The sequence below is a fragment of the Marinobacter lutaoensis genome (genome assembly GCF_001981305.1).
GTDB classification, from domain to species: Bacteria; Pseudomonadota; Gammaproteobacteria; order Pseudomonadales; family Oleiphilaceae; genus Marinobacter; species Marinobacter lutaoensis.
Window position 1 is genome coordinate 1 of record NZ_MSCW01000001.1, and the last position, 24,118, is coordinate 24,118.

At 66.0% G+C, this 24,118-nt stretch carries 18 protein-coding genes; 6 read left to right on the top strand and 12 right to left on the bottom strand.

Annotated features, from left to right (window positions below; genetic code table 11):
- Positions 1-211 precede the first annotated feature (211 nt).
- From BTO32_RS00005 to BTO32_RS00025, 5 genes are all read right to left on the bottom strand, one after another.
- Positions 212-1,531: an ABC1 kinase family protein gene (locus BTO32_RS00005; RefSeq protein ID WP_076722396.1), complete on the bottom strand. Its 1,320-nt coding sequence runs from the start codon at positions 1,529-1,531 to the stop codon at positions 212-214.
- Positions 1,532-1,585: 54 nt separating this feature from the next.
- Entirely contained in the window at positions 1,586-2,248 is a 663-nt protein-coding gene (locus BTO32_RS00010; protein WP_076722397.1) for a fumarylacetoacetate hydrolase family protein, read from the bottom strand.
- Positions 2,249-2,270: 22 nt separating this feature from the next.
- Positions 2,271-2,813 carry an adenine phosphoribosyltransferase gene (locus BTO32_RS00015; protein ID WP_076722398.1) on the bottom strand — a complete coding sequence of 181 codons (543 nt, stop codon included), beginning with the start codon at positions 2,811-2,813 and terminating at the stop codon, positions 2,271-2,273.
- Positions 2,814-2,843: 30 nt separating this feature from the next.
- Positions 2,844-4,142: an NCS2 family permease gene (locus BTO32_RS00020; RefSeq protein WP_076722399.1), complete on the bottom strand. Its 1,299-nt coding sequence runs from the start codon at positions 4,140-4,142 to the stop codon at positions 2,844-2,846.
- Positions 4,143-4,282: 140 nt separating this feature from the next.
- Positions 4,283-4,900: a trimeric intracellular cation channel family protein gene (locus tag BTO32_RS00025; RefSeq protein ID WP_076722400.1), complete on the bottom strand. Its 618-nt coding sequence runs from the start codon at positions 4,898-4,900 to the stop codon at positions 4,283-4,285.
- Between the two features lie 234 nt (positions 4,901-5,134).
- On the opposite strand from BTO32_RS00025, the gene BTO32_RS00030 reads away from it, so the two are divergent.
- Complete coding sequence (locus tag BTO32_RS00030; protein ID WP_076722401.1) at positions 5,135-6,118, top strand: NADPH:quinone oxidoreductase family protein; 984 nt, start codon at positions 5,135-5,137, stop codon at positions 6,116-6,118.
- A 6-nt stretch (positions 6,119-6,124) separates the two neighbouring features.
- On the opposite strand, the gene BTO32_RS00035 is transcribed toward BTO32_RS00030, so the two are convergent.
- Genes BTO32_RS00035 through BTO32_RS00065 form a run of 7 tightly spaced genes read right to left on the bottom strand, consistent with a single transcriptional unit; the run spans position 6,125 to position 16,292 of the window.
- Positions 6,125-7,945, bottom strand: coding sequence for a long-chain-acyl-CoA synthetase (locus tag BTO32_RS00035; protein ID WP_076722402.1), 1,821 nt, complete (start codon positions 7,943-7,945; stop codon positions 6,125-6,127).
- A 12-nt stretch (positions 7,946-7,957) separates the two neighbouring features.
- Positions 7,958-9,916, bottom strand: coding sequence for an acetyl/propionyl/methylcrotonyl-CoA carboxylase subunit alpha (locus BTO32_RS00040; protein WP_076722403.1), 1,959 nt, complete (start codon positions 9,914-9,916; stop codon positions 7,958-7,960).
- A gap of 48 nt (positions 9,917-9,964) precedes the next feature.
- Entirely contained in the window at positions 9,965-10,786 is an 822-nt protein-coding gene (locus BTO32_RS00045) for an enoyl-CoA hydratase/isomerase family protein (RefSeq protein ID WP_076722404.1), read from the bottom strand.
- A gap of 2 nt (positions 10,787-10,788) precedes the next feature.
- Positions 10,789-11,949, bottom strand: coding sequence for an acyl-CoA dehydrogenase family protein (locus tag BTO32_RS00050; protein WP_076722405.1), 1,161 nt, complete (start codon positions 11,947-11,949; stop codon positions 10,789-10,791).
- A 37-nt stretch (positions 11,950-11,986) separates the two neighbouring features.
- Entirely contained in the window at positions 11,987-13,603 is a 1,617-nt protein-coding gene (locus BTO32_RS00055) for an acyl-CoA carboxylase subunit beta (protein ID WP_076722406.1), read from the bottom strand.
- Between the two features lie 11 nt (positions 13,604-13,614).
- A complete protein-coding gene (locus BTO32_RS00060) occupies positions 13,615-14,481 on the bottom strand; it encodes an SDR family oxidoreductase (protein ID WP_076722407.1) in 867 nt (288 codons plus the stop codon).
- Positions 14,478-16,292, bottom strand: a complete 1,815-nt coding sequence (locus BTO32_RS00065; protein ID WP_076722408.1) for an acyclic terpene utilization AtuA family protein — start codon at positions 16,290-16,292, stop codon at positions 14,478-14,480. The genes BTO32_RS00060 and BTO32_RS00065 overlap by 4 nt, the downstream gene beginning before the upstream one ends.
- Before the next feature lie 125 nt (positions 16,293-16,417).
- Here BTO32_RS00065 and BTO32_RS00070 point away from each other — a divergent pair, with 125 nt between their 5' ends.
- The 5 genes from BTO32_RS00070 (at position 16,418) to BTO32_RS00090 (ending at position 24,117) form a co-directional block, all read left to right on the top strand.
- Complete coding sequence (locus tag BTO32_RS00070; protein WP_076722409.1) at positions 16,418-17,041, top strand: TetR/AcrR family transcriptional regulator; 624 nt, start codon at positions 16,418-16,420, stop codon at positions 17,039-17,041.
- 118 nt (positions 17,042-17,159) lie between these two features.
- A complete protein-coding gene (locus tag BTO32_RS00075; RefSeq protein WP_425435202.1) occupies positions 17,160-18,227 on the top strand; it encodes a hypothetical protein in 1,068 nt (355 codons plus the stop codon).
- A gap of 54 nt (positions 18,228-18,281) precedes the next feature.
- Positions 18,282-19,292: a putative solute-binding protein gene (locus BTO32_RS00080; protein WP_076722411.1), complete on the top strand. Its 1,011-nt coding sequence runs from the start codon at positions 18,282-18,284 to the stop codon at positions 19,290-19,292.
- A gap of 15 nt (positions 19,293-19,307) precedes the next feature.
- Complete coding sequence (locus tag BTO32_RS00085) at positions 19,308-21,359, top strand: TRAP transporter large permease subunit (protein WP_076722412.1); 2,052 nt, start codon at positions 19,308-19,310, stop codon at positions 21,357-21,359.
- Positions 21,360-21,471: 112 nt separating this feature from the next.
- Complete coding sequence (locus BTO32_RS00090; protein WP_076722413.1) at positions 21,472-24,117, top strand: S8 family serine peptidase; 2,646 nt, start codon at positions 21,472-21,474, stop codon at positions 24,115-24,117.
- The last annotated feature ends 1 nt before the right edge of the window (position 24,118 follow it).

A 24,118-nucleotide genomic window follows, 5' to 3' on the forward strand; every position in this document is an offset into this window, starting at 1 on the left:
ATCTGGATCTGGAAGCCTGGCAGCGGGGCGAGGGCGCCGAGTGGTTGAGGCGGCAGACGGCGTATGCCTGGGACACACGTGTCTGTCGCCTGACGCCGCGGCTTGGGCTGGTCTCCCTGGCGGACTATCGGGAACTGCGGCCGGAAGACGCGTATCCGGTTTGAGCTCGGCCCGTTGGTGATGCCGGAAAGAGGCCTTCGGGTGCCGTCCGTCAGGGTGATCCGGCGTGGTCCGACAGGTAGCGTTCCAGATCCGGCCGGAACGCGGCCTGCACCCCCAGGCGCTTGAGCATCCAGTAGTGGCCGGCGATCATCCGGTCGATGAAGAGGCTCTCCACCGGTGGCTGGAAGCGGTTGAGGTACTGGAACACGGTGCTGGTTTTCGCCGCCACCCGCTTGTGGATGTCCGCTTCCCCGAAGTCGTAGGGCTGGTCATCCAGAAAAGGTACGATCAGGATGTCGCGCCACATGGCGTAGTAGGCTTCGTCCACCGCCGGCTGATCCTCTACCCGCGCGCCCAGATCGATCAGGTGCCGGTCCAGGGCTTCGTAGTCCTCGTTCAGGGCGGCGATCAGCGCCTTGCGGTAGGCTTCGACGATCTCCGGCTTGAGTTTCTTGACGCAGCCAAAGTCGTAGAGGATGACGGTGCCGTCCGGACGGTAGGCGAAGTTGCCTGCGTGCGGATCGCCATGAATGCACTGAAACCGGAACAGTTGATCGGCCATCAAGGTGAAGATGCGGTGGCCGATCAGGTTGATGGTGGCTTGGTCGTATCGGTCCGGCGTGACCTGGCTGACGTGATCCCCTTCCACCAGCTCCAGGGTCAGTACCCGGCGGGTCGAGTGGCTGTCGATGACGGCCGGGATTCGGACCCAGGGCTGATCCTGGTGGAAGCGACGGAACAGGCGGATGTTGCGGGCTTCGTTTTCGTAGTCCAGCTCTTCCTTCAGGCGTTCGCGGATTTCGGCGAACAGCTGGTCGACGCTGGCCTTGGGCATTTTCAAAAGGCCGCCGAGGCGGAGGGTCAGCCGCAACTGCTTCAGGTCGGAATCGCAGGATTCATCCACCCCCGGATACTGAACCTTGACGATCACGTCGGTGCCGTCGTGCAACCGGGCCCGGTGAACCTGACCGATGCTGGCTGAGGCGTAAGGCGTGTCTTGGATATACTCGAACAGTTCGCCCAGAGACTTGCCCAGTTCGGTCTCGATTTGCTCGGCAATCACCTCGAAGGGCATGGGCGGCGCTTCCCGCTGCAGCTTCTCCAGCGCTTCGGAAAACTCCCGGGGCAGGAAGTCCTGGGTCTGCGAGGCAATCTGCCCCACCTTCATCACGGCGCCCTTCAGTTCCCCCAGGGTCTCCGCGATCTGGCCCGCCATGCGGGTGTAGCTTTCGCTGCGGGCGCCTTCTTCGTTCTCGGTGCCAAGCAGGCGCCGGGCACGCTGGCCCGCATACTGGCCGGCGACCGAGGCGGTCATGCCGGCGAGTTTGAGAAAGCGCCCTGCGCGGGAAGTAACCGGTTTCTTGGCCATGTCTTGTCTACGTCCGTGACCGTCGGGATGCGTGCCGTCACGCGGCCGTGGCTATCAGGTTACTCGGGTTTGCAGGAACAGCAAGTCCTCCAGTTCAAGGGTCAGTGTCTGGCCGGGGTGGAGGGGGCCGACCCCTTTTGGGGTGCCGGTCAGCACGACGTCACCGGGTTGCAGGGTGAAGTGACGGCTGATATGGGCGATCAGCGGACCGGTGGGGTTGAGCATGTCCCGGGTGTCACCGCTCTGGCGGCGTTCGCCGTCGATGTCGAGGCTGAAACGGAGGCTGTCGCCGGTGACGGCCTCGGCCGGGACGAACGGCGACAGGGGGCAGGCGCCATCAAACGCCTTGGCCCGTTCCCAGGGGTGGCCTTTCGCCTTTAGCTGGCTTTGGAGCTCACGCAGGGTCAGGTCCAGGGCCAGGCCGTAGCCCAGGATGGCGGCCTCGGCCTCGCTGACGGAGGCGTGGGTCAGGGGGCGGCCGATGAGAACGGCCAGTTCGGTTTCGTAATGGACTTCGCCCCGGTCCTTGGGCAGATCGATGGGGCGGGTGACGTGAACCGCGGCCGTCGCGGGCTTAATGAACAGCAGCGGTTCGTCCGGTACCGGGTTGTTCAGCTCCCGGGCGTGCTCGGCGTAGTTGCGGCCAATGCAGACAATCTTGCCGAGGGGCCGGTGGACGGGGGTCCCATCCTTCCAGTGGTGTTGATAGTCCGACATGACCGCCTCCTGTGTGCGTGGGTTACTCTCCTTCGAACGAGCACACAGTATAAACCTGCAAACCTTCCTCCTGCAGCTTGCGTGAACCGCCCAAGTCCGGCAGGTCGATCATTGCCGCTACCTCGACGATTTCAGCGCCGATCCGGCGGATCAGCCGGGATGCCGCCAGCATAGTGCCGCCGGTGGCGATCAGGTCGTCCACCAGCACCACCCGGTCACCTGCCTTGAAGGCGTCCTTGTGCAGCTCGACGGACGCCGTACCGTACTCCAGCTGATAGTCCTCCACCACGGTATCGAACGGCAGCTTGCCCTTCTTGCGCACCAGCACCAGGGAGGCGTTCAGCTCATAAGCCAGCGGCGATCCGATGATGAAGCCTCGGGCGTCGACCGCGGCCACGGCGTCGATGGTCTGGCCGTGGTAGCGGTGGACGAAGGCGTCGATCAGCTTGCGAAAGGCCGTCCTGTCCTGCAGGACGGTGGTGATGTCCCGGAAGGTAACGCCGGGCTTGGGCCAGTCCGGTACCGTGCGGATGGCTTTCTTGATGCTTTCGGAAAAGTAGTCCATGGCGAACTCGGTATCGTGTCAGGATGCCGCTCAGGCGGCATCCAGGAACATGAATTTCAGAACGAACACCACCGCGATGGTCACGACACTGGCGTTGAGATCGGACCAGCGGCCGGACAGCGCCTTGATGACCGCGTAAGTAATGAAGCCCAGGGCGATGCCGTTGGCAATGGAAAAGGTCAGCGGCATCGCCAGGGCGGTGACAATGGCCGGAGCGGCGTCGGTGATGTCATCCCAGTCTATCAGTTTCAGGCCGCTGGCCATCAGCACCGCCACGTACAGCAGGGCTGGCGCAGTGGCGTAGGGCGGAATGATGCTGGCAATGGGCGACAGCAGCAGACAGGCCAGGAACAGAAGGGCCACCACCACGGCGGTCAGGCCGGTCCGGCCGCCGGCCGAAATGCCGGCGGTGGACTCGATGTAACTGGTGGTGGTGGAGGTGCCCAGGGCGGCCCCGGTCATGGTGGCCACGGAATCGGACATCAGTGCCCGGCCCAGACGCGGCAACTTGCCGTCCTTGTCCAGCAGTCCACCCCGGTGGGCGGCGCCGATCAGGGTGCCGGAGGTGTCAAACAGGTCAACGAACAGGAACGCGAAGATGATGCTGACCATGCCGATATTGAGGGCGCCGGCCAAGTCCAGCGCCAGGAACGTGGGCGCCAGGCTGGGCGGGGCGGAGATGAATCCCTTGTATTCCACCAGCCCCAGCATCATGGCAATCAGGGTGATGGCCAGGATGCCGATCATCACTGCGCCGGTGACTTTGCGGAACGACAACGCGCAGATCAGGACAAAACCGCCGAAGAACGGCAGGCTTTCCGGGGTTTTGATGTCGCCAAGGCCCACCAGGGTGGCGGGGTGGTCGACCACAATGCCGGCGTTCTTCAGGGCAATCAGGGCCAGGAAAAAGCCGATGCCGGCTGAGATGCCGAAGCGCAGGGACATGGGAATGCTGTTGATGATCCATTCCCGAACCTTGACCACGCTGAGCAGAAAGAAGATGAGGCCCGACAGGAAGACCGCGCCCAGCGCGACCTGCCAGCTGTAGCCCATGCTGCCAACCACGGTGAACGAGAAGAACGCGTTCAGGCCCATGCCCGGCGCCAGGGCGATCGGGTAGTTTGCCCACAGCCCCATGATCAGGGTACCGATGGTCGCGGCCAGACAGGTGGCGACGAACACCGCACCAAAATCCATGCCGGTTGACGACAGGATGCTGGGGTTGACCACAATGATGTACGCCATGGTCAGGAAGGTGGTGATGCCCGCGACCACTTCTTTGCGGACGGTCGTGCCATGGGCCTGGAGTTGGAACAGTCTTTCAAGCATGACGGATGTCTGCCTCGCAGGGTGCTGGAAGTTGAACGTTAGGGGGAAATTCCCGGGGTTGCGTGAAAAAACGGCAATGTTACCGCCTCAATCCCGTCAGGCCAAGGGATGATTGGTGACGGCTCGAGGCGGTGGGACCGCTAGGGCTGGACCGGGTCCCGTTGTAGCCGGATGTCGAACCGGACGGCCAGCATCCGCACCACCACGATGAACAGCAGCCCGATGGTGAGCGCCAGGCTTTCGCTGGTCAGCAGCCACTGGCAGAGGAAGTAGACCCAGCAGCCGGCAAAGGAAATGGACGCGTAGATCTGGTCCTTGCGGAAGATGAACGGTACCTCGTTGCAGAGGGTGTCCCGCAGGGCGCCGCCAAAGGTGCCGGTCATCACCCCCAGCAGCGACGCGATGAACCAGGAATGACCGAGGTCCAGGGCCAGCTGCGCGCCGAGGATGGAAAAGATCCCGAGGCCGATGGCGTCGGGGAAGACAATCCGGGACTCCTTCAGCCGTTCGGCCCGGCGCCAGTAGCTGAAGACAATGGCCATGGCCAGGATCAGGATGGGCTGTTCCTGGTGCTTGATCCAGTACAGCGGGTGGTTGTCCATCATCAGGTCCCGCAGGGTACCGCCGCCAAGCGCTGTAATGAATCCGATAGTGAACACACCCACCGGGTCCATGTTCTTCGAGCGCGCCACGATCATGCCGGAGATGGCAAACGCGACAATGCCAATCATTTCCAGGAGATAGATGATGTCGAACATGTTTGACCCCAGGGCTTCGATGGTCGGCGCGGAACGTGAGCGGCGGGCCCGCGTCGCGGGTGCGCGAAGGATAGCGGAAATTCCGGGCCGATTCACCCCTGTTGGCTGCGCATAAGTACCGCTTATTCCGCTGGATAAGGGATCTTGATTTGCCTCATGACGCGACTCTGTCTAGTTTGGTTCGCAGGCGCGGGCACGAGACCCGACAGGACAACAACCCGTTCAGGAGAGCGCATGAAAGCGATCGTATGCAAGGCCTATGGTCCGGCTGAAACGCTGGTGATCGAGGAGGTTCCCAGCCCCGAGGTCAAGGGTCGGGGCGTCAAGGTGCGGGTACGCGCCGCCGGGCTCAATTTTCCGGACACCCTGATCATCGAGGGCAAGTACCAGTTCCAGCCGCCGATGCCATTCTCGCCCGGTGGCGAGATGGCCGGCGAGGTGATCGCGGTGGGCGACCAGGTGACGCGGTTTCGACCCGGCGACCGTGTGGCTGGTCTGACCGGCTACGGTGCCTTCGCGGAGGAAGTGGTGGTGGCCGAGGATAATCTGCTGCCGGTGCCCGATGCCATGTCCGATGAGCAGGCCGCCGCCTTCACCATGGTGTACGGCACCTCCTATCATGCCCTGAAGCAGCGCGCCAACCTGCAGCCGGGGGAAACCCTGCTGGTGCTCGGGGCCAGTGGCGGCGTGGGCCTGGCCGCGGTGGAACTGGGCAAGGCCATGGGTGCCCGGGTGATCGCCGCGGCCAGCTCGGCGGAAAAACTGGCGGTGGCCCGGGCCGCCGGCGCGGACGAGCTGATCAACTATCGCGACGAGCCCCTGAAAGATGCGGCCAAACGCCTGACCCGGGGCAAGGGCGTGGACGTGGTGTACGACCCGGTGGGAGGTGACTTCACCGAACAGGCCCTGCGTGCCATGGCCTGGAACGGTCGTCACCTGATTGTCGGCTTCGCGGCGGGTGAGATCCCAAAAATTCCGGCCAACCTGACCCTGCTCAAGGGCTGCTCGGTGGTGGGGGTGTTCTGGGGCGATTTCACCCGCCGGGAGCCGCAGACCAGTGCCGAGAATATGCAGGCGCTGCTGACGCTGTTCGCCGAGGGACGGATTACCCCGACCATCAGCCAGGTGTATGCATTCGAGGACTACGTCGACGCGTTCGGGGCCCTGACCGGCCGTCGCGCCACCGGCAAGGTGGTGCTGAGGGTGGCCAGGGACTGAGCACGGTCAGAAACCGAGGTCGCCGGCGTCGATCCGGCGGACCAGGGCCGGCGTCAGCCGGGTGTATTCGTGGGTTCCGGGTAACCAGACGTAGACCTCGTCGTCTGGGCGCTCCAGTGCATAGCCAAGCTTCTGGAGATCCACCTTGCGGTATTTGAAGGTGCCGGTTTTCTCGATGTCATGGGTGACGCGGAGGAACACCGGCACCGCGTACCCGGGCAGGTGCCGGCGCAGGTGCGTCAGCAGCGCGTTGGCCTGGAAGGCTTGGTCATCCCTGGGCACCAGGGTGGCCATGCCGGCCTTGCCGTTGGTCCCGGGAATTTCGACGCCGTAGACAATGGCTTCCCGCACCTGGCCGGACGCATCCAGGATGTGTTCCACCTCGGTGGTGGACACATTTTCCCCCTTCCAGCGGTAGGTGTCGCCCATCCGGTCCACAAACTGGAGGTGGCGGCAGCCGATTTCTCGCAGCACATCGCCGGTGTTGAACCAGGCGTCGCCCTTTCGGAATGCGTCCCTCAGGATGGACTGCTCCGTGGCCTCCTTCTGGGTGTAGCCCTCGAACGACCACTTCCGGGTGATTGCCCCGATCAGCAGCCCAGGCTCGCCCTTGGCGACCTCCTCCAGCCGGCCGCGTGCGTTGCGGATGGGATCGCGCGTGCCCTCGTGGAAACGGACCAGCTTGTAGGGCGCGGTGGAAAAGCCCACGGTATTGTCCAGGTTGAAGACATTGCTGAAGCCGATATTGCCTTCGGACGAGGCGTAAAGTTCGGCGACGACCTCGATGCCGAAGCGTGCCTTGAACGCCTGCCAGATGGAGGGGCGCAGGCCGTTGCCGATCATCTTGGTCAGGCCATGGTCCCGGTCCCGCTCGCTGGGGGGCTGGTTGAGCAGGTAGCGGCACAGTTCGCCCACGTAGCCGAAGGTGGTGGCCCGGTAGCGGCGAACGTCGTCCCAGAAGGCGCGGGCGGAGAACCGGCGGCGCAGGGCGATTGCCGAGCCGCCGGCCAGCACCGAACCCCAGCACACCAGCAGTGCGGTGCCATGGTAGAGGGGCAGGGGGCAGTACAGGACATCATCCGGTGTCATGGCCAGGGACATCAGGCCAAAACCGCCGTAGGCCCGCACGAACTTGCGGTGAGAACCGGGCGCCGCCTTGGGCAGGCCGGTGGTGCCGGAGGTGTACAGGTAGATGGCGGTGTCTCCCAGCGTCGGCGGCGTTGCCGGTCTGGGCCGGTCGCTGTTACGGGCGGCCACCTGCGCCGCCATGTTGTCGTAGCCGGCGGGGGCCTCGCCGAAGCTGGCCAGGGTGTTGGTGTCGGCCAGAAACTGGAAGGGGTGGGGCAGGGACAGCCTGGCCCGGATGTTCTCGATACTGTCGATCCGTTCCTCGCCGACAATCACCAGGCGAGGCTCGACCAGCTGGATACTGTGCGTCAGGACGCGGCCGGTCTGGGCCGTGTTGAGCATGGCACAGGCAACCCCGAGCTTGGCGGCGCCGGCCACCACCGCCAGCAGCTCCGGGCGGTTCTCCAGCAACACCGCCACGGTGTCGCCTTTGCCCAACCCCAGATCGGCGAGATAGTGGGCGATGCGGTTGCTCCAATCATCGAACTCCCGCCAGGTGATGCGGCAGTCGCCGGCCAGGATGGCGGGCCGGTTGGGGTAGCGGTCCGCATTGCGCTCCACCAACCGCCCCAGGGTCAGATCCTTGCCGCTGTCCTTCAGCGAGTAATAGTAGAGTCCCCGGGCAATGGCTGGAAACCGGCGCAGTACGCCGGGCAGCTGGCGGACGATGTCTCGGGCGGATATGGATGCCTGGCTCATGGTGCTCCTGATTCACGGGGATGTGGTGTCGGCCTCCGGCTGCCGGATCTCGATCAGCCGCTGGCCCCGGCCGACCTGGTCGCCCGGCTGGATGTGAATCCGGGCAATCACGCCCGCGCCGGTGGCGCGCAGCGGGTGCTCCATTTTCATGGCTTCGAGCACGGCGAGGGTCTGGCCCGGGCTGACGGTATCACCCTCGGACACCCGTACCTCGACAATGGCTCCGTCCATGCTGGCGCGTACCTCGCCACCGTGATCCGGGGCGTCCGTGGTGGCGGGCTGATGGGTTAGGTCCCGCACCGACCAGGTCTGGCCACTGGCCTGCCAATATAGGCAATCCCCCTGCAACTGATATTGGCAAACCTGACGAACCCCCTGGGCGATGAAGTCCACCTGTCCCCGGCTCCGGGACATCAAGGTCAGGGTGTGGGAGCGGTCACCCTCGGTCACGGTCAGGGCCTGGTCGTGGCGGCACAGCCGCAGGTGGTGAACGGTGTCGCCCGAGGCCAGTGTCAGGGGAATGGCGCCGGTGCCTGCATTGCTCCAACCCGCCCCGCCGTCGGTGCCGAGAATCGCGGCGGCGATGGCCAGCTCCGCCAGAGCCGGGGGCTGGGGTGACAGGCAGGGGGACGTCGCGAATGTCTGCTCGAGAAACGCGGTGGTGGCGTTGCCCTGGCCAAACAGGTCGTGGTCGATGACCCGGCTCAGGAAATGCCGGTTGGTGGTCACCCCGAACACCACGGTGTCCTCCAGGGCCCGGATCAGTCGTCGCCGAGCCTGATCCCGGTCGCTGCCCCAGGCCACGATTTTGGCCAGCATGGGGTCGTAGTGGGGGCTGATCCGGTCGCCGGCGCGCACACCGGTGTCGACCCGCACACCCTCGCCGGTGGCCGCGTCGAAGCGAAGCAGGGTTCCGGTCTGGGGTTGGAATGCCCGGGCCGGGTCCTCGGCGTACAGGCGCGCCTCGATGGCGTGACCGTGCAGGGGGATCTCCGCCTGCGTCAGGGGCAGGGGCCGGCCCTCCGCCACCGCCAGTTGCCAGGCCACCAGGTCCTGACCGGTGATCTGTTCGGTCACCGGATGCTCGACCTGAAGCCGGGTGTTCATTTCCAGAAAGTAGAAGGTGCGATCCTGGCCGACCAGGAATTCCACCGTGCCGGCACCCTCGTAGCCGCAGGCCCGGGCTGCCCGCACCGCCGCCTCGCCCATGGCTTGGCGCAGCGCCGGGGTCACGAACGGCGAGGGGGCCTCCTCCACCACTTTTTGATGCCGGCGCTGGATCGAGCAGTCCCGGTCACCCAGATGGACGACATGACCGTGGCGGTCCGCGAACACCTGGATTTCCACATGCCGGGCATCAACCACTGCCCGTTCCAGAATCAGTTCATCATCCCCGAATGCCTGGCGGGCTTCCGAGCGGGCCCGGGTCAGTGCCTCGGCCAGCTCCGATGCCTGTCGCACCAGCCGCATGCCCCGGCCACCGCCGCCAGCGGACGCCTTGATCATCAGCGGGTAGCCGAGGGCATCGGCGGCATCGGTCAGGGCCGCATCGGAGGCCCGGGCCGACTCGTACCCGGGAACCACCGGCACGCCCGCTGCCACCATTGCTTCCTTCGCCCGGCGCTTGCTGGCCATCAGCTCGATGGCCGCCTCCGGGGGACCTACGAAAACCAAGCCCGCCGCCCGGCAGGCCCGTGCGAATTCGGCGTTCTCGGACAGGAAGCCGTAGCCGGGGTGAATGCTGTCGGCACCGGTGATTCGCGCCGCCTCCAGGACTGCTTCGGAGTTGAGGTAGGAGGCGTTCGCCTGCGCAGGCCCCAGGCAGACGGCTTCGTCGGCCTCGGTCACGTGCAGGGCCCCGGCATCGGCCTCCGAATACACGGCCACCGTTCGGTACCCGAGTGCCTGGGCGGTCCGGTTGATCCGGACGGCAATTTCACCCCGGTTGGCGATCAGGAGTTTTCTGAGCATGGTCGGCGTCCTCTGTGGATGTCGGGGGTACCCGCGCGAGCCGGTGGGTCAGTGGTCGTTTTCGGCCCACCCGGGCGGGCGCTTCTGGATGAACGCCAGGGTGCCTTCGGCACCTTCCGGACCGCGCATGGCCTGGGCGAACAGCGCGGCCGCATCGTCCAGCAAATCCGCCATGGGCTCCTGTCCGACCCGGTGCAGCAGGGCCTTGGTCCGGGCGGTGGCGTCCGGAGCACACCGGCGTACCCGCGCCAGCACCTGCTGTAACTGGGTGTCCAGTTCGGCGTCACCCTCGGCAACCTGGTGCACGAGCCCCAGGGCCCGGGCCTCGTGGGCGTCCACCGTGATGCCGAGCAACGCCAGGCGCCGGGCCTGGGTCAGGCCGATGCGCTGCACCACGAAGGGCGCAATCTGCGCCGGGATCACCCCGAGCGAGGTTTCCGGCAGGGCGAAACGGGTCTGGACGCCGGCCAGTGCCACGTCCGATACGCAGACCAAGCCCAGGCCGCCGCCCATGACCGTGCCCTCAAGCACCGTCACCACGATGTTTGCGGCGGCATTCACCTGTTGCAGCAGGCGGCCAAATGCCCGGTTCAGGGTGTGGAACGGGTCCGGCTGGCCCCCTTCTTGGGGGCGACCCCGGGCTTCGGCCATGTCGTGGAGGTCGCCGCCGGCACAGAAGTGTCCGCCGGCGCCGCGCAGGACCACCGCGCGCACGGCGGGATCGGTTTCGATCAGCGTGAACACTGTTGACAGTTCTGCCACCATCCGCAGGCTCATGGCGTTGCGGACCTCAGGCCGGTTCAGGGTGATGAACAGGGTGGAACCGTGGAGGTCCAGTCGCAAGGTGTCGCAATGGGGAAGGCGGGTCATGGTCAGTCCCTTCGCTTGCTGGGCAGGATGCCCATCAGCTTGCAGATGATGCCGAGCATGATTTCGTCGGCGCCGCCGCCGATGGATACCAGCCGTACATCCCGGAATGCGCGGGACACCGGGTTGTCCCACATGTAGCCGTTGCCACCCCAGAATTGCAGGCAGGCGTCGGTCACTTCCCGGCCCAGCCGGCCGGCTTTCAGTTTCGCCATCGACGCCAGCCGGGTGGCGTCCTGGCCGGCGATGTGCTGCTCGCAGGCTTGGTAGGTGAGGGCGCGCAGCGCCTCCACTTCCGTCTGCAGCTCCGCCAGGCGGAAGTGGATGTACTGGTTGTCGATCAGCACCTGGCCAAAGGTGCGTCGCTCCCGGCAGTAGGTAATGGTGCGATCGATGCACGCCTCCAGCGCTTTGATGACGTTGGCGGCCCCCCACATTCGTTCTTCTTGGAACTGCATCATCTGCATCATGAAACCGGTGCCTTCGGCGCCGATGCGGTTGCGTTGGGGGACCCGGACATCGTCCAGAAAGATCTGCGCGGTTTCCGAGGAGCGCATGCCCAGCTTGTTCAGGTGAGGGCTGAACGATACGCCCGGTGTGTCCGTGGGCACCAGAATCAGGGATTTGTTCCGGTGCGGCTTGTCGTCGCTGGTGTTGGCCAGAAGGCAGATAAAATCGGCTTTCGGCGAGTTGGTGATCCACATCTTGGAGCCGTTGATGATGTAGTCGTCGCCGTCCTTGCGCGCATTGGTGCGGATGCCCGCGACGTCCGATCCGGCGTCCACTTCACTGACCCCGATGCAGCCGACGCGGTCGCCGGCGATGGCCGGTGCCAGGAACTCCCGCTTGAGCTCGTCGGAGCCGAACCGGGCCAGCGCCGGAGTGCACATGTCCGTCTGCACGCCGATGGCAAGGGGCACGCCGCCGCACAGCGCCAGGCCGAGTTCCTCGGCGGCCACCAGGTTGTAGCTGTAGTCCAGGCCCATGCCGCCGTAGGCTTCCGGTTTCTGGATGCCGAGCAGGCCCAGGTTGCCCAGTTTCTTGAAGAGGTCCTTGATCGGGAATTCGCCCGCGGCCTCCCACTCGTCGCAATAGGGGTTGATTTCCTTTTCAACGAAGTCCCGCACCGTTTTGCGCAGGGCGTCGTGTTCGGGGGTGAATTTCATGACGGTTCTCCGTAGCAGATGAGGGTGGGGCGAAACATCAGAGGCGCGCCACGCCGAACGTGTTGGGCCGGAGTGGCCGGTGCTCCGCCTCCCGGCACACGGACAGCACCAGCGCCAGGACCCGGCGTGTGTCCCGCGGGTCGATCAGGCCGTCGTCCCACAACCGGGCGGTGCCGTACAGCGCGGTGGAGCCTTCCTCCAGCTTGCGGGCGGTGGCCTGTTCCAGGAAATCCAGGGTTTTCGGATCAGGTTCGATGCCGTTGCGCCGCTGTTTCTCCTCGGCGACGATGCGCATCACTTTGCCCGCCTGGGCCGGCCCCATGACCGCGGTCCGGCTGTTGGGCCAAGCGAAGATGAAACGGGGGTCGAGGCCGCGTCCGCACATGGCGTAGTTGCCGGCACCGTAGGAGCCGCCCACCACGATGGCGATCCGGGGCACCCGGCAGTTGGTCACCGCCTGGATCATCTTGGCGCCGTGTTTGATGATGCCGTGCTGTTCGGCGTGGGTCCCCACCATGAAGCCGGTGGTGTTGTGCAGGAACAGCAGCGGCGTGCCGGCCTGGTCGCAGAGCTGGATGAACTGGGCGGCCTTGGCGGCGCCCTCGGGGGTGATCGGGCCGTTGTTGCCGATCACCCCCACGGCGTGCCCCTCGATGCGCAGGGTCCCGCACACGGTCTGGTCGTCGTAACCGTTCTTGAAATCGAGGAAACGGGAGCCGTCGGCGATCCGGGCCAGGATTTCGCGCACGTCGTAGGGTTTCTTGGGATCTGCCGGAATCACGCCCAGCAGCTCCTCGGCCGGGTAGCGAGGGGGTTCCCAGGTTCCGGCCGGGGCGGGTGGTCGATGTTCGTTCCAGGGCAGGGCCCCGAGGATTTCCCGCGCCAGGCGGATGCCGTCGGCGTCGTCCTCCGCCAGGTACTCGGCGGTGCCGGCCACGGTGGCGTGCATGTCGGCGCCGCCCAGGGCTTCGTCGGTGGCAATCTCGCCGGTGGCGGCCTTGAGCAGCGGCGGCCCGGCCAGGAACATCTTGGCCTGGTGGCGTACCGTAATGACGTAGTCGGACAAGCCCGGCTGGTAGGCGCCGCCGGCGGTGGCGTTGCCATGCACCACGGTGATCTGGGGAATCCCGGCCGCGGACAGCCGGGCCTGATTGGCGAAGCCCCGGGCCCCGGGGACGAAAATGTCCGTGGCGTAGTTAAGATTGGCACCACCGCTTTCCGACAGGGAAATCACCGGCAGCTTGTTCTCAAGGGCAATTTGCTGCAGGCGCAGAGTCTTGTCCAGCCCGGCCGGAGTGATGGTGCCCCCCTTGATGGCGCTGTTGCTGGCGACCACCAGACAGCGGATGCCCGAGACCATCCCGATGCCGCCGATCAGGCCGCCGCCGGCCTGGCTGCCGTCCGTGTCGTCGTACATCTTGTAGCCGGTGAGGGCGCAGAGTTCGAGAAACTCGCTGCCCCGGTCCAGCAAGCGGTGGAGGCGGTCCCGGGGGAGCAGTTTGCCCCGCCGGGTGAAACTGGCCCGGGCCGACTCGGCCAGGTCCAGTGCCTTCTGCTCCGCCTCGCGGAAGATTTGCAGGTGAGCCTGCAGGGCGTCGTGGTTGGCCCGGTACTCGTCCGAGCGCGGGTCAATGTGGGTGGTCAGTGGTTGCATGGCGCCATCCTCTAGTCCTCGCTCAATACCCGGGGCGTGACGGCCCGGTGAAAACCGTTGAACGGTGTGTTGTTGCGGGCCTGGGGCAGGGGCCAGATACGACTGCCTTGGGAGGCGGCCGCGTCCACCCGCAGGCAGTCGCCGGAGATGAAGGCGGCGGCGGGGCTGAGCAGGAAACAGATCGCAGCACTCACCTCGGCCTCGGTACCCAGCCGTTTGATCGGCACCGCGTCGGCCAAGCCGCGGATCCACGACTTCATGTGATCGGGGTAATTGTCCATGCCGCTGGAGGCGATCCAGCCGGGGGCGACGGCGTTGACCCGCACCCCGGCGGCCGCCCATTCCACCGCCGCGGTCTGGGTGAAGTTGACCATGCCAGCGCGGGCGGCGCCGGAGTGCCCCATGCCAGGCATGCCGCCCCACATGTCGGCGACGATGTTGACGATGGCGCCGCCGCTCTTGTTCAGGGCCTGGGTGTACGCCTCTCGGGCCATCAGGAAACCACCGGTCAGGTTGGTGCGTACCACCGTTTCCCAGCCCTTCTGGCTGATCCCGGTCAGCGGGGCAGCGAACTGGCCACCGGCGTTGTTGACCAAACCATTGAGGCGGCCGTGTTGATCGAGGATGGCCCGCACCGTGGCTTGAACAGCCGCTTCCTCACGGATGTCACAGACATGTGCCGAAGCCGTGCCGCCGTCGTCCAGGATCTCCTCGCGAACCCTGGCGACCTTGTCGGGATTCCGGCCCACCAGCGCCACGCGTGCGCCCAGGGAGGCCAGTTCGTGGGCGGTGCAGCGGCCGATGCCGGAACCGCCGCCGGTGACGATGTACACCCGGTCCTGGAACAAACCCGGCTGGAAAACGGAACGGTAGCTCATGCGTGGGGTCCTGTGCCGTCGGGAGACAGATGCCCGGGGATGGGGATGGGAAATTCCAGCAGTTGTTGCGCGAAGGCTTTGCCCTGGGGATCGATGCGCAGGCTGGCGACGCCGCCGCCGCCGAGGCTGTGCTCGAGCAGGAAATTGAATGCCGCCAGTCCCGGCAGCGGCCAGCGGGTCACCCGGCCCCGCTCCGGGTCCAGGGTGTGGCGCATCCAGTCCGCCACGGCCGTCTCGGTGAGCGCGGCGGCGAGGTAGGGGAGGTAGCTGGGGTGCCGGGCGATGACACCGATGTTGCTGTGGTCGCCCTTGTCGCCGCTGCGGGCCCAGGCCAGCGCCACCAGCGGGACCACCCGGTCGGTGTCACCGGCCGGTTCGGGCTCCGGCCATGTTTCCAGCGCGGCCGGGTCGAAGCCGCCCTCCGCGGCCACCGATACCGGCTGCACACGGTTGTCCAGGTCCACGGAAACCTCAACCCGATGCTTCGGAACCAGGCAGGAGAACAGGCGGATTTTCGGCCACACCGACGGCCGGCCGCCGACGATGCCGGTGATGCCGGGGGCCATGCCGGTGGCGGCCTGGGCGATTTCCCGCGAGAACAGGATCAGAGCCTCCCGATGATGATGGGCCACCGCGAGTTTCACCACCACCTCCCGTGGCGCCTTGGCCCTGGCATGCGGGCCGTAGGTGGTTTCGGTGCCAAGCAGTTCGGTGTGGGTGTCGGTGTAGCCGGGCCAACCGCGCTCCTGGAACAGGCGCGAGGTCTTGGCCAGAAGGGCGTCCGCCACACGCTGAGCCTTGGCCGGGGCGTCGAGGCCGGCCAGCAGGAAGGTGACGGTGCATTTGTAACCGTCCGGCCAGGTCCCGGATACTTTATAACGGTCGGTCGGAGGGCGGCCCCGGGCGCCTTCGACCCAGACCCGGTCCGGTCCGGACTCGGTCAGGGTCACAGCCGTGAAATCGCAGGTGACGTCCGGCAGCAGATAGGCGCGGGGGTCGCCAATCTCGTACACCAGCTGCTCGGCCACGGTGCCGCGGCTGACCCGGCCGCCGGTACCCTCTGGCTTGGTGACGGTAAAACCGCCGTTCGGATGGACCTCGGCGATCGGAAAACCCATGTCGGCGTAGCCGTCGCACACCTCGCGCCAGTCCGTGAAGTTGCCGCCGGTGACCTGGGCCCCGCATTCCAGCAGGTGACCGGCCAGGCTGCCCTGGGCCAGCCGGTCATAGTCCTGCCAGGACCAGCCGAATTCGTGCACCAGCGGCGCCAGCACCAGGGCGCTGTCCGCGACCCGGCCGGTAACGACGATGTCCGCGCCCCGCTCCAGCGCGGCCACCAGCCCCGGTGCACCCAGGTAGGCGTTCAGGCTTACCAGCCGGTCGGGCAGCGGCTGGTCGGTGGTCATTTCCCGGATATCCCCGGCCCGGAGGTCCCTGGCCTGTGGCAGCACGTCATCCCCCAGCACCAGCGCGATTCTGAGCGGCACGCCGGCTCGGTCACACAGGGTCTGTAGGGCATCCCTGCAGGCCACCGGATTGACGCCGCCGGCGTTGGCCAACACCCGGATACCCCGGTCCCGGATGTCCGACAACAGGGGAGCGATGGTCTGGACGAAGTCCCGGGCATAGCCCTGGCTCGGATCCTTCAGCTTCTGGCCGGCCATGATGGACAGGGTGATTTCGGCGAGGTAGTCCGCCACCAGGTAGTCGATGTCACCGTGTCGGATCAGTTGCGCGGCGGCGGTCTCGGTATCGCCCCAGAAGGCGGAGCAGCAGCCGATGCGAAGCGGCGTGGAGCGGGCGTGGGCCATGGCGTGTCCTTGTTATTGGAATATGAGCCGCGGGTGTTACAAGCGGTTCAGGTCACGATACCAAGCAAGCGCTTGGTTTGTAAACAGGGCCCGATCGGGTAGAATGGGCCAACCTTTCCTGCCGGATGTGTAACGTGAAACGGAACCCCATTCTCCAGTCTCTGATTGACGACAACCTGGTCTCCGATCCCGCCAGTGCTCGGGGACGACTGCTGAAGGAGGCGGCCCGCCTGTTCCGGGACAAGGGCTATGAACGCACCACGGTGCGGGATCTGGCGGCGGCGGTGGGCATCCAGTCCGGCAGTCTGTTCCACCATTTCCGCAGTAAGGAGGAGATCCTCAAGGCGGTCATGGTGGAAACCATTCGCCTGAACACGGCACTGATGCAGGCGGCGGTATCCGCCGCCGACACCCCGAGGGACCGGTTGCGGGCGTTGATCCGCACCGAGCTTGAGTCGATCAACGGCCGCACCGGCGAGGCCATGGCGGTGCTGGTGTATGAGTGGCGCAGCTTGTCGGAACCGGCCCGGACGGAGATCCTGGCCCTGCGCGAAATCTATGAGGGGCTTTGGCTGGAGGTGTTGCGACAGCTGCGATCGCAGGGGGATCTGGCCGCCGATCCGTTTGTGGTGCGTCGCCTTCTGACCGGCGCCCTGAGCTGGACCATCACCTGGTATCGGCCCGAGCGGGGCGAATTGTCCCTGGATGGCCTCACCGAACAGGTGATGACCATGATGGGGCTTTCGTAACAGGCCATTGGCCTGATCGGCATAGCCGAATCGGCAATCCAGCCATTCTTGTCGGACAGTTTTCGCCGCATCCTTGTTGCCCTAGTCAGAACGATAAAAACAACGCAAGGCAAGGAACATGATGATGCTCAGTCTGTTCACCGTCGCCAGTCGCCTGTACTCGGCTCCCCGTACCCTGTTCGCCGCCGCGGTTCTCGTCCTGCTGGCCGGCTGTTCCGCCAACCCGATCTACAGCACCACCGGCGTGGTGTTGTCCGGCTACTCGGAGGGCGAGGCCACGCCCTACGTGATGCAGATGTCCGACCCCCGGATGGCCTGTGCCCTGGGGGAAGGCATCGACCCACTGCTGTATTCCTTCTCCCGGGTCACGGATGCCCCGAACACCACCGGTTCTTTGCTGATGCTGCTGGCCGGCAACTGCATGGAATACCAAGCCTGGGAGGCTGAGCTGGACTATCTGCGGGCGGACTACCAGGGCCGGGTCGTCGAGGCTAAGGACGCCCGCGAGCGTGCCAAGCGGTTGAACGCGATCACCGCCCAGCGTCGCTACGAAGCCTTCCGGCGGGCGATGGCGGCCTACGACTTCGATCCAGCGGCCGAGCCGCTGGAGTGTCCGTTCCTGTTCAGCGAGCAGGATGAGCTGACCTTCCTGCTGGGGTTGCTGACCGGTCTGCAGTCGATTGTCAACGACGCCAACTCCGGTGCTCTGGCCGGGGTTCCCCGCAACATCGCGCCGCAGGCGGAACGCGCCGCCACCTGTCTGGACAACGACACCTGGGGGGGGCTGCCCAATGCCATCCGGGCCTTGGTCTGGCTGCTGCTGCCGGATACCCGGCCGGAACTGGCGCCGGATCCCTGGGTGGTGCTCGAGCACAGTTCCGAGCAGGGCATCCGGTCCGGCATGCGCGCCTCGCTCGCACTGCAGGCCGTCGCCGCCGAGACCTTCGGGCGACCGGATAAATTGGAGCAGGCCATTGCCCGGTTCGCCGAATCTGAAGGCAGTGTCCAAGTCTGGGAGGCGTATCGGCTGGTGGATGAAGTGGCCCGCGACGCTGTCTATTTTTCCTCGGACAAGTACTGGACCAGCCACTACGGCTACCGTACGCCGCACCGATACTTTGGCCGGCTGAGCCCCGATTCCGGCTCCGAAGAGGTTGAAACCATGAGTCTGGACGACCTGCTGTAACCGGCCGCTCGCCCCCTTGACCGCGAACAATCACAAGAACGACCAGGAGGTCCCATGATCCGTACATCCCTCGTTGCCCTGACCCTGGCTGCCGCAGCGCCCCTGGCATCGGCCCAGACGGTATCCGTCTGCGTGTTCGACGTCATTGGGGCCAACGGCGATTTCTACAATCTGGTGAAAGACTACGCCCTCGAAATGAAGGCCCAGGGGGTGGACCTGACCCTCAAACCCTACACCGACGAGGGTGTCGCCGTGGGGGATTTCAACGCCGGCCAGTGTGACGCGGTGGCCGCCACCGACATCCGCATCCGCCCGTACAATCGCTTTACCGGCAGCATCAGCGCCGTGGGCGCCATTCCCACCTACGACAACCTCAAGACCCTGCTGGCGACCCTGGCCCAGCCCAAGGCCGCGCCGCTGATGAAGGAGAACGGCTACGAGGTGCTTGGCATCATCCCCGCCGGCGCGGGCTATCTGTTCGTCAACGACCGCAGCATTGACACGGCCGGCGAGCTGGCCGGCAAGCGCATGGCTACCCTGGATTACCAGAAGGATGCCATCCACATGGTCAACTACGTGAAGGCCACCGTGGTGCCGTCGGACATCACCAACTTTGCCGGTAAGTTCAACAATGGCTCCGTCGACACCGCCTACGCGCCGGCGTTCGCCTATGAGGCTCTGGAGCTGTACAAGGGCATCGGAGACAAGGGCGGCATCGTCGACTATCCGCTGGCACAGCTGACCCTGCAGATCGTGGCCCGGGACGAAGTGCTGGATGACGACACCGCCCAGAAGGCCCGGGACGTGGCCTGGCACATGTTCCCTCAGGCCATGGACCTGATCCGGAGCCAGGAACAGGCGATCCCGGAGGACAAGTGGATTCGGATTCCGGACAAGGACATTGAGGGCTACCAGGAAATGTTCCGGCAAAACCGGCTGGAAATGCGGGATGGCGTCAACGGCGCGCCCAATGTCTATCACCCGAAGATGCTGAGCCTGTTGAGCAAGATCCGCTGTGCCAGCAATCCGGCCGCTGCGGAGTGTACCGCGGACAACCGGGAATAACGAGGCGGAACGCGCATGAACTGGCGAGCATTGACGGCCCCGGCCACCAAGACCCTGTACCCCGTGCACCGGCTGCACGGGGGGCTCCTGCTGCTGTTGCTGCTACTGACCCTGCTCCTGGGCATGGGCAACTCCCTGCATTCGCGGCTGTTGTGGGTGGGAGAGCAGACCTGGCCGAACTACTACCTGCTCAACCCCGACGCCAAGGAACCGTCCTGCGAGCTGGAGATGGACGTAGAGGCCGAGGTGGCCCGCCGGATTGCTGCCTACAAGCCAGACCCGGATGACCTGTTCAGCTCGCCGCCCGACCCTCAGGCGCTGCGCCAGTCCCTGCAGCGGAACCTGGCGCTGTGCCAGCAGGCCCACGCCGCCTACGAACAAAACATGGCCCACGCCACCACGGCGTTGGCACTGTTCAAGGCGGTCGAGCAGGGCCTGGCGACCTTTTTGCTCGACAATATCGAACTGACCAAGTATCTGTTCATCGCCATGTTCGCCATGGCGGCGGCCATCGCCGCCCTGGACACCGACCACATCGCCCTGCGCCTGCCCCGCAACCGGGCCGAATGGCGGTTGAGTCAGGTCGCCCAGTTCGTCGTCAACGGCCTGATGGTGCTCTCGCTCTATGCGTATCTCGGCAAGCTGGCGGCTTCGCCCGGCTCGCGGGGCACCATGGATCTGCAATACGCCTGGGCGCTGGTGTTCGGCCTGTTCATGGTGATCAACGTGGTGCGCTTCGTGCAGGTGCCCGAGCGCATGCGGCCCGGCCGGCTGTCCCTATCGTCCGGACTGGTGGTGCCGCTGTATTGCGCCATGGGGCTGATCGCCATGGGCTACTTCTTCCTGGTGGACGGCTATGCCTCCGGCCTGGCCATCTATTTCGGGATGATGTCCAACCTGTCCTCCATGTTCATCAACATCGGCCTGTACGTGCTGGTGGGCATGGTGCTCAAGCAGACCCGGCTGCCGGAGCTGTTGCTGAATGTGATCAAGCCCTATCAGCTACCGGCGCCGATGCTCGCCTCGGTGATCATTTTTGCCACCGCCTTCCCCACCGCGTTCACCGGTGCCTCGGGGATCTTCATCCTGGCGGTGGGCGGTGTGGTCTACGATGAGCTGCGACGGGCCGGCGCCGGTCGCCAGCTGTCGCTGGCCACCACCGCGATGTCCGGTAGCCTGGGCGTGGTGCTCAACCCCTGCCTGCTGATCGTGGTGGTGGCCGCCCTGAACAAGGAAGTCACCACCACCGAGATGTACGGCTGGGGCGTCTGGGTGTTTCTCATGTCCGCGACCCTGTTCTCCGTGGTGGTTTGCAAAACCGAAGGCAACTGGCGGCCCCGACCGGCCCCGGGCGCCGTCCGTGCCTCGCTGGCACAGCTGCGGCCGCTGCTGCCCTATGCGGCGGTCGCCGCCCTGGTGATCCTGGCCATCTGGCTGCTGCTGGGGCTGCGCTTCAACGAATACAGCGCGCCCCTGATCCTGCCTTTGGTGATGCTCGCCCTGGTGTTCCTGGATTCGGACCAGGACCGGCGTGAGCAGGGGCAGGGCCGCCTTCAGGCGTTCTGGCGACGCAGCTCGGCGGCGGCCAGTGACTCCGCCGTCCACATTGGCGCGCTGCTGGCACTGATCGGATTCTCGATCTGCCTGGGCGGCATCCTGGAACGTTCCGACATCGTCCATGCCCTGTTCCCGGAGCACCTGGACAGCCCCTGGCTGGCCATGCTGGTGATCGTGGTGATGCTGACGGTGATCGGCATGGTGATGGACCCGTTTGGTGCCGTCATTCTAGTTTCGGCCACCATTGCCCAGCCGGCCATTCGGATGGGGATCGATCCCTTGCATTTCTGGATTGTCTGCCTGGTGGCCTTCGAACTGGGGTACCTGAGCCCGCCGGTGGCGCTGAACCATCTGTTGACACGGCAGGTGGTGGGCGAGACCGAGGTGCTGGCGGCGGAGCGTACCGGCTCGTTCTGGCACCGGTATGAGCGGTTGCTGCTGCCCCTGGCGGTGATGGGGCCAACCCTGCTGCTGGTGGCCTTTGTGCCGATGCTGTTCTACGCGCTGTAACACAGCCCCGTCACCATGACAGGCTCCTGGTATCACCAGGCGCTTTTTTGTCTGGACGTCCCGGCCCCCTGGGTTATGCTGACGTCTGATGGCGAGCAGGGTGGGCTGACGAATGAAACATCGGCTGGAACCCCGGGCCCTGATGGCCGGGCTGGCAGTGTCACTTCTGGCTTCCTGTGGCGGTTCGGGAAGCTCCGGAACGGCGACGGACCCGGAGGGGACGGCCCTGGCGGGCGTGATTGACATCGAGGCCGGCACCCGGGTCGACGTGGACAATGCCGACGCGATCTACCTTGGCGCGACGCTGGCCGGCACGCCCCAGGTCCTGCCGCAAGCGTTCATTCTGGCCGGCTATGTGAGCGGCGCCTCGGGCGCCTATGAGCCGCTGTCCGGATTGTCCCTGCCGTATTTCTCCGATGAAACCGATCAGTTCCGGCTCCGCCTGGCGCCGGGGCAGCGTGTCGCCTTGCAGGCTTTTGCGACCCGGGCCGGTCGTGCCAACCTGACGCTGACCCTGAGCGACGTGGACTCCGGGGCGGTCCTGGCCACCGCTGAAACCAGTCCCACCTCCAGCCAGATTGGCGTCACCGTGCCGGACGACCAGCCGGCGGCGGACTACCTGGTGACCGTGCAGGCGCAGGGGACGACCCCAATGCTGTACATCCTGTCATCGTCGTTGGCGGACGAGGCGACGGCCCTGGTGTTCGACTGGCCCGATTTCCCGTTCGTTCCCGGTCAGGCGCTGATGACCCTGGACAGCCCGCGGGCCCGGGTGGCGGGCGCCAGCGACATGGAACCGGTGCGGGAGTTGGCGCCCGGGCACTGGCAGGTTCGCCGGTCCGCGGCCTCCCGCGTCGCCGAAGCAGAGGATACGTTGGCCTGGATTCGCGGCCTGCGTTCCCGGTCCGGCGTGCGGCGGGTGATCCCAGACTACCGGACCACGGCCCTGGCGACGCCGCTGGACGAGCCCCTGTACGCCGATGCGGTGCTCGGCCAGCGCTGGCACTATGAGCTGATCAACCTGCCCCTGGCCTGGCAACTGGCGCCGGAGGCCGGGGCAGGGGTAACGGTCGCGGTGCTGGACACCGGGCTCTACGCCGGTACTGGCGGCTGGCACCAGGACCTCCGGCCCAATGTGATCGAAGGATACGACTTCGTCTCCGGTGATCTGGACACGGACACCTCCCCGGGCCGGGACAGTGACCCGACGGACCCGGGCAACGCCATCGGGGGCAGCGTCTACCACGGCACCCATGTCGCCGGTACCGTGGCCGCGGCGGACAACGACCTGGGCGGAATTGGCGTGGCCTATGGCGCTTCCCTGATGCCGGTGCGGGTCCTGGGGGAGGGCGGCACCGGTGCCTCCGGTGACCTGCTGGCGGCGTTGTCCTGGGTCAATGGTGACGACAGCGGCACCCCCCGGGCCCAGGTGGTCAACCTCAGTCTCGGTGGCTTGCCCTACATCGAGGCGCTGGCCGACGTCATTTCCGAGGGGGCCGGGCGTGGTGTGATATACGTGGCCGCCGCCGGCAATTCGGCCTCGACGGAGGCCACCTATCCGGCGGCGTTCGAGCATGTGCTGGCGGTGAGCGCGGTGGACGGCGCCGGAGCCCTGGCCTCCTATTCGAACCACGGGGGTTGGGTCGACTTGGCGGCGCCGGGCGGTGACCTCACCCGTGACGCCAACGCCGACGGCCGGGCCGATGCCGTGGTCAGTGCCAGTGCCGCCAGTGTCAACGGCGGCCTGGAAGAAACCTACGTGGGGCTGCAGGGAACCTCCATGGCTTCGCCCCATGTCGCCGGGGTTGTCGCCCTGATGAAGTCGCTGGCCCCGGATCTGGATGCCGATGGCGTCGAAGCCCTGTTGATGGCTGGCAGCCTGACCACTCCGCCTTCGGCCAGTGAACGGCGGAACGATGCCCTGGGCTGGGGCGTGATTGATGCCGCTCAGGCGGTCCTGGCAGCCACGGACAGCTCCGCGCTGGACCTGATGACGGCGTCGCCGGCGGTGGCCTCGCTCTCCTCCGAACGGCAGCCCTCAGTGTCGGTGGTGCTGGCCGTGTACGGTGAGCAGGCCGAGGCTGTGACCATCCAGTCGGTGGCCCTGACACCGGAGGTGGACTGGGTGACCGGCTCCGGGGTGGCCGCCGGAGACAGCGGCACCCGCTTCACCCTTGAGCTGGCCCTGGTGCCGGATGCCCTGGCGGAAGGCAGCGCGGAGCGGACGACGCTGCAGGTGACCTATCTGGGCCGCAGTGGCAGTCGCACCCTGGAAATCCCGGTCATCGGCCAGCAGCTGGCCGACCAGGCCCTGCGGGACGCGGGCCGGCATTTCGCCCTGCTGGTGAACCCGGAGGCCCAGGACGGTGCCTATGAAACCGTGGCCCAGGCCGCGCTCGAGGTGGTCAATGGCCAGTACCGTTTTCGTTTCTACCACGACGACGGCGAGGCGCCCCGCTACGCCAACGAAGTGCCGGAGGGGCGTTATTTCCTGGTGGCCGGGAGCGACCTCGACAACGACGGCCGGATCTGTCATTCCGGCGAAGCCTGCGCGGAGTACCCGGTGGCGGGCCTGCGCGAGGAAGTCACCGTGACCGCGGGGCAGGCGCTCACCAACCTGCAGCTGACCACCAGCTATGCCCGGCCCACGATTTCTGCCGCCACTCCCGACATCTTGCCCCGGCCGGACTTTCCCGGTTACCGTTTGCTGGACGTCGCGAACGGGACGTCATCGATGAAACAGCTGTCGGAGCCGTGAC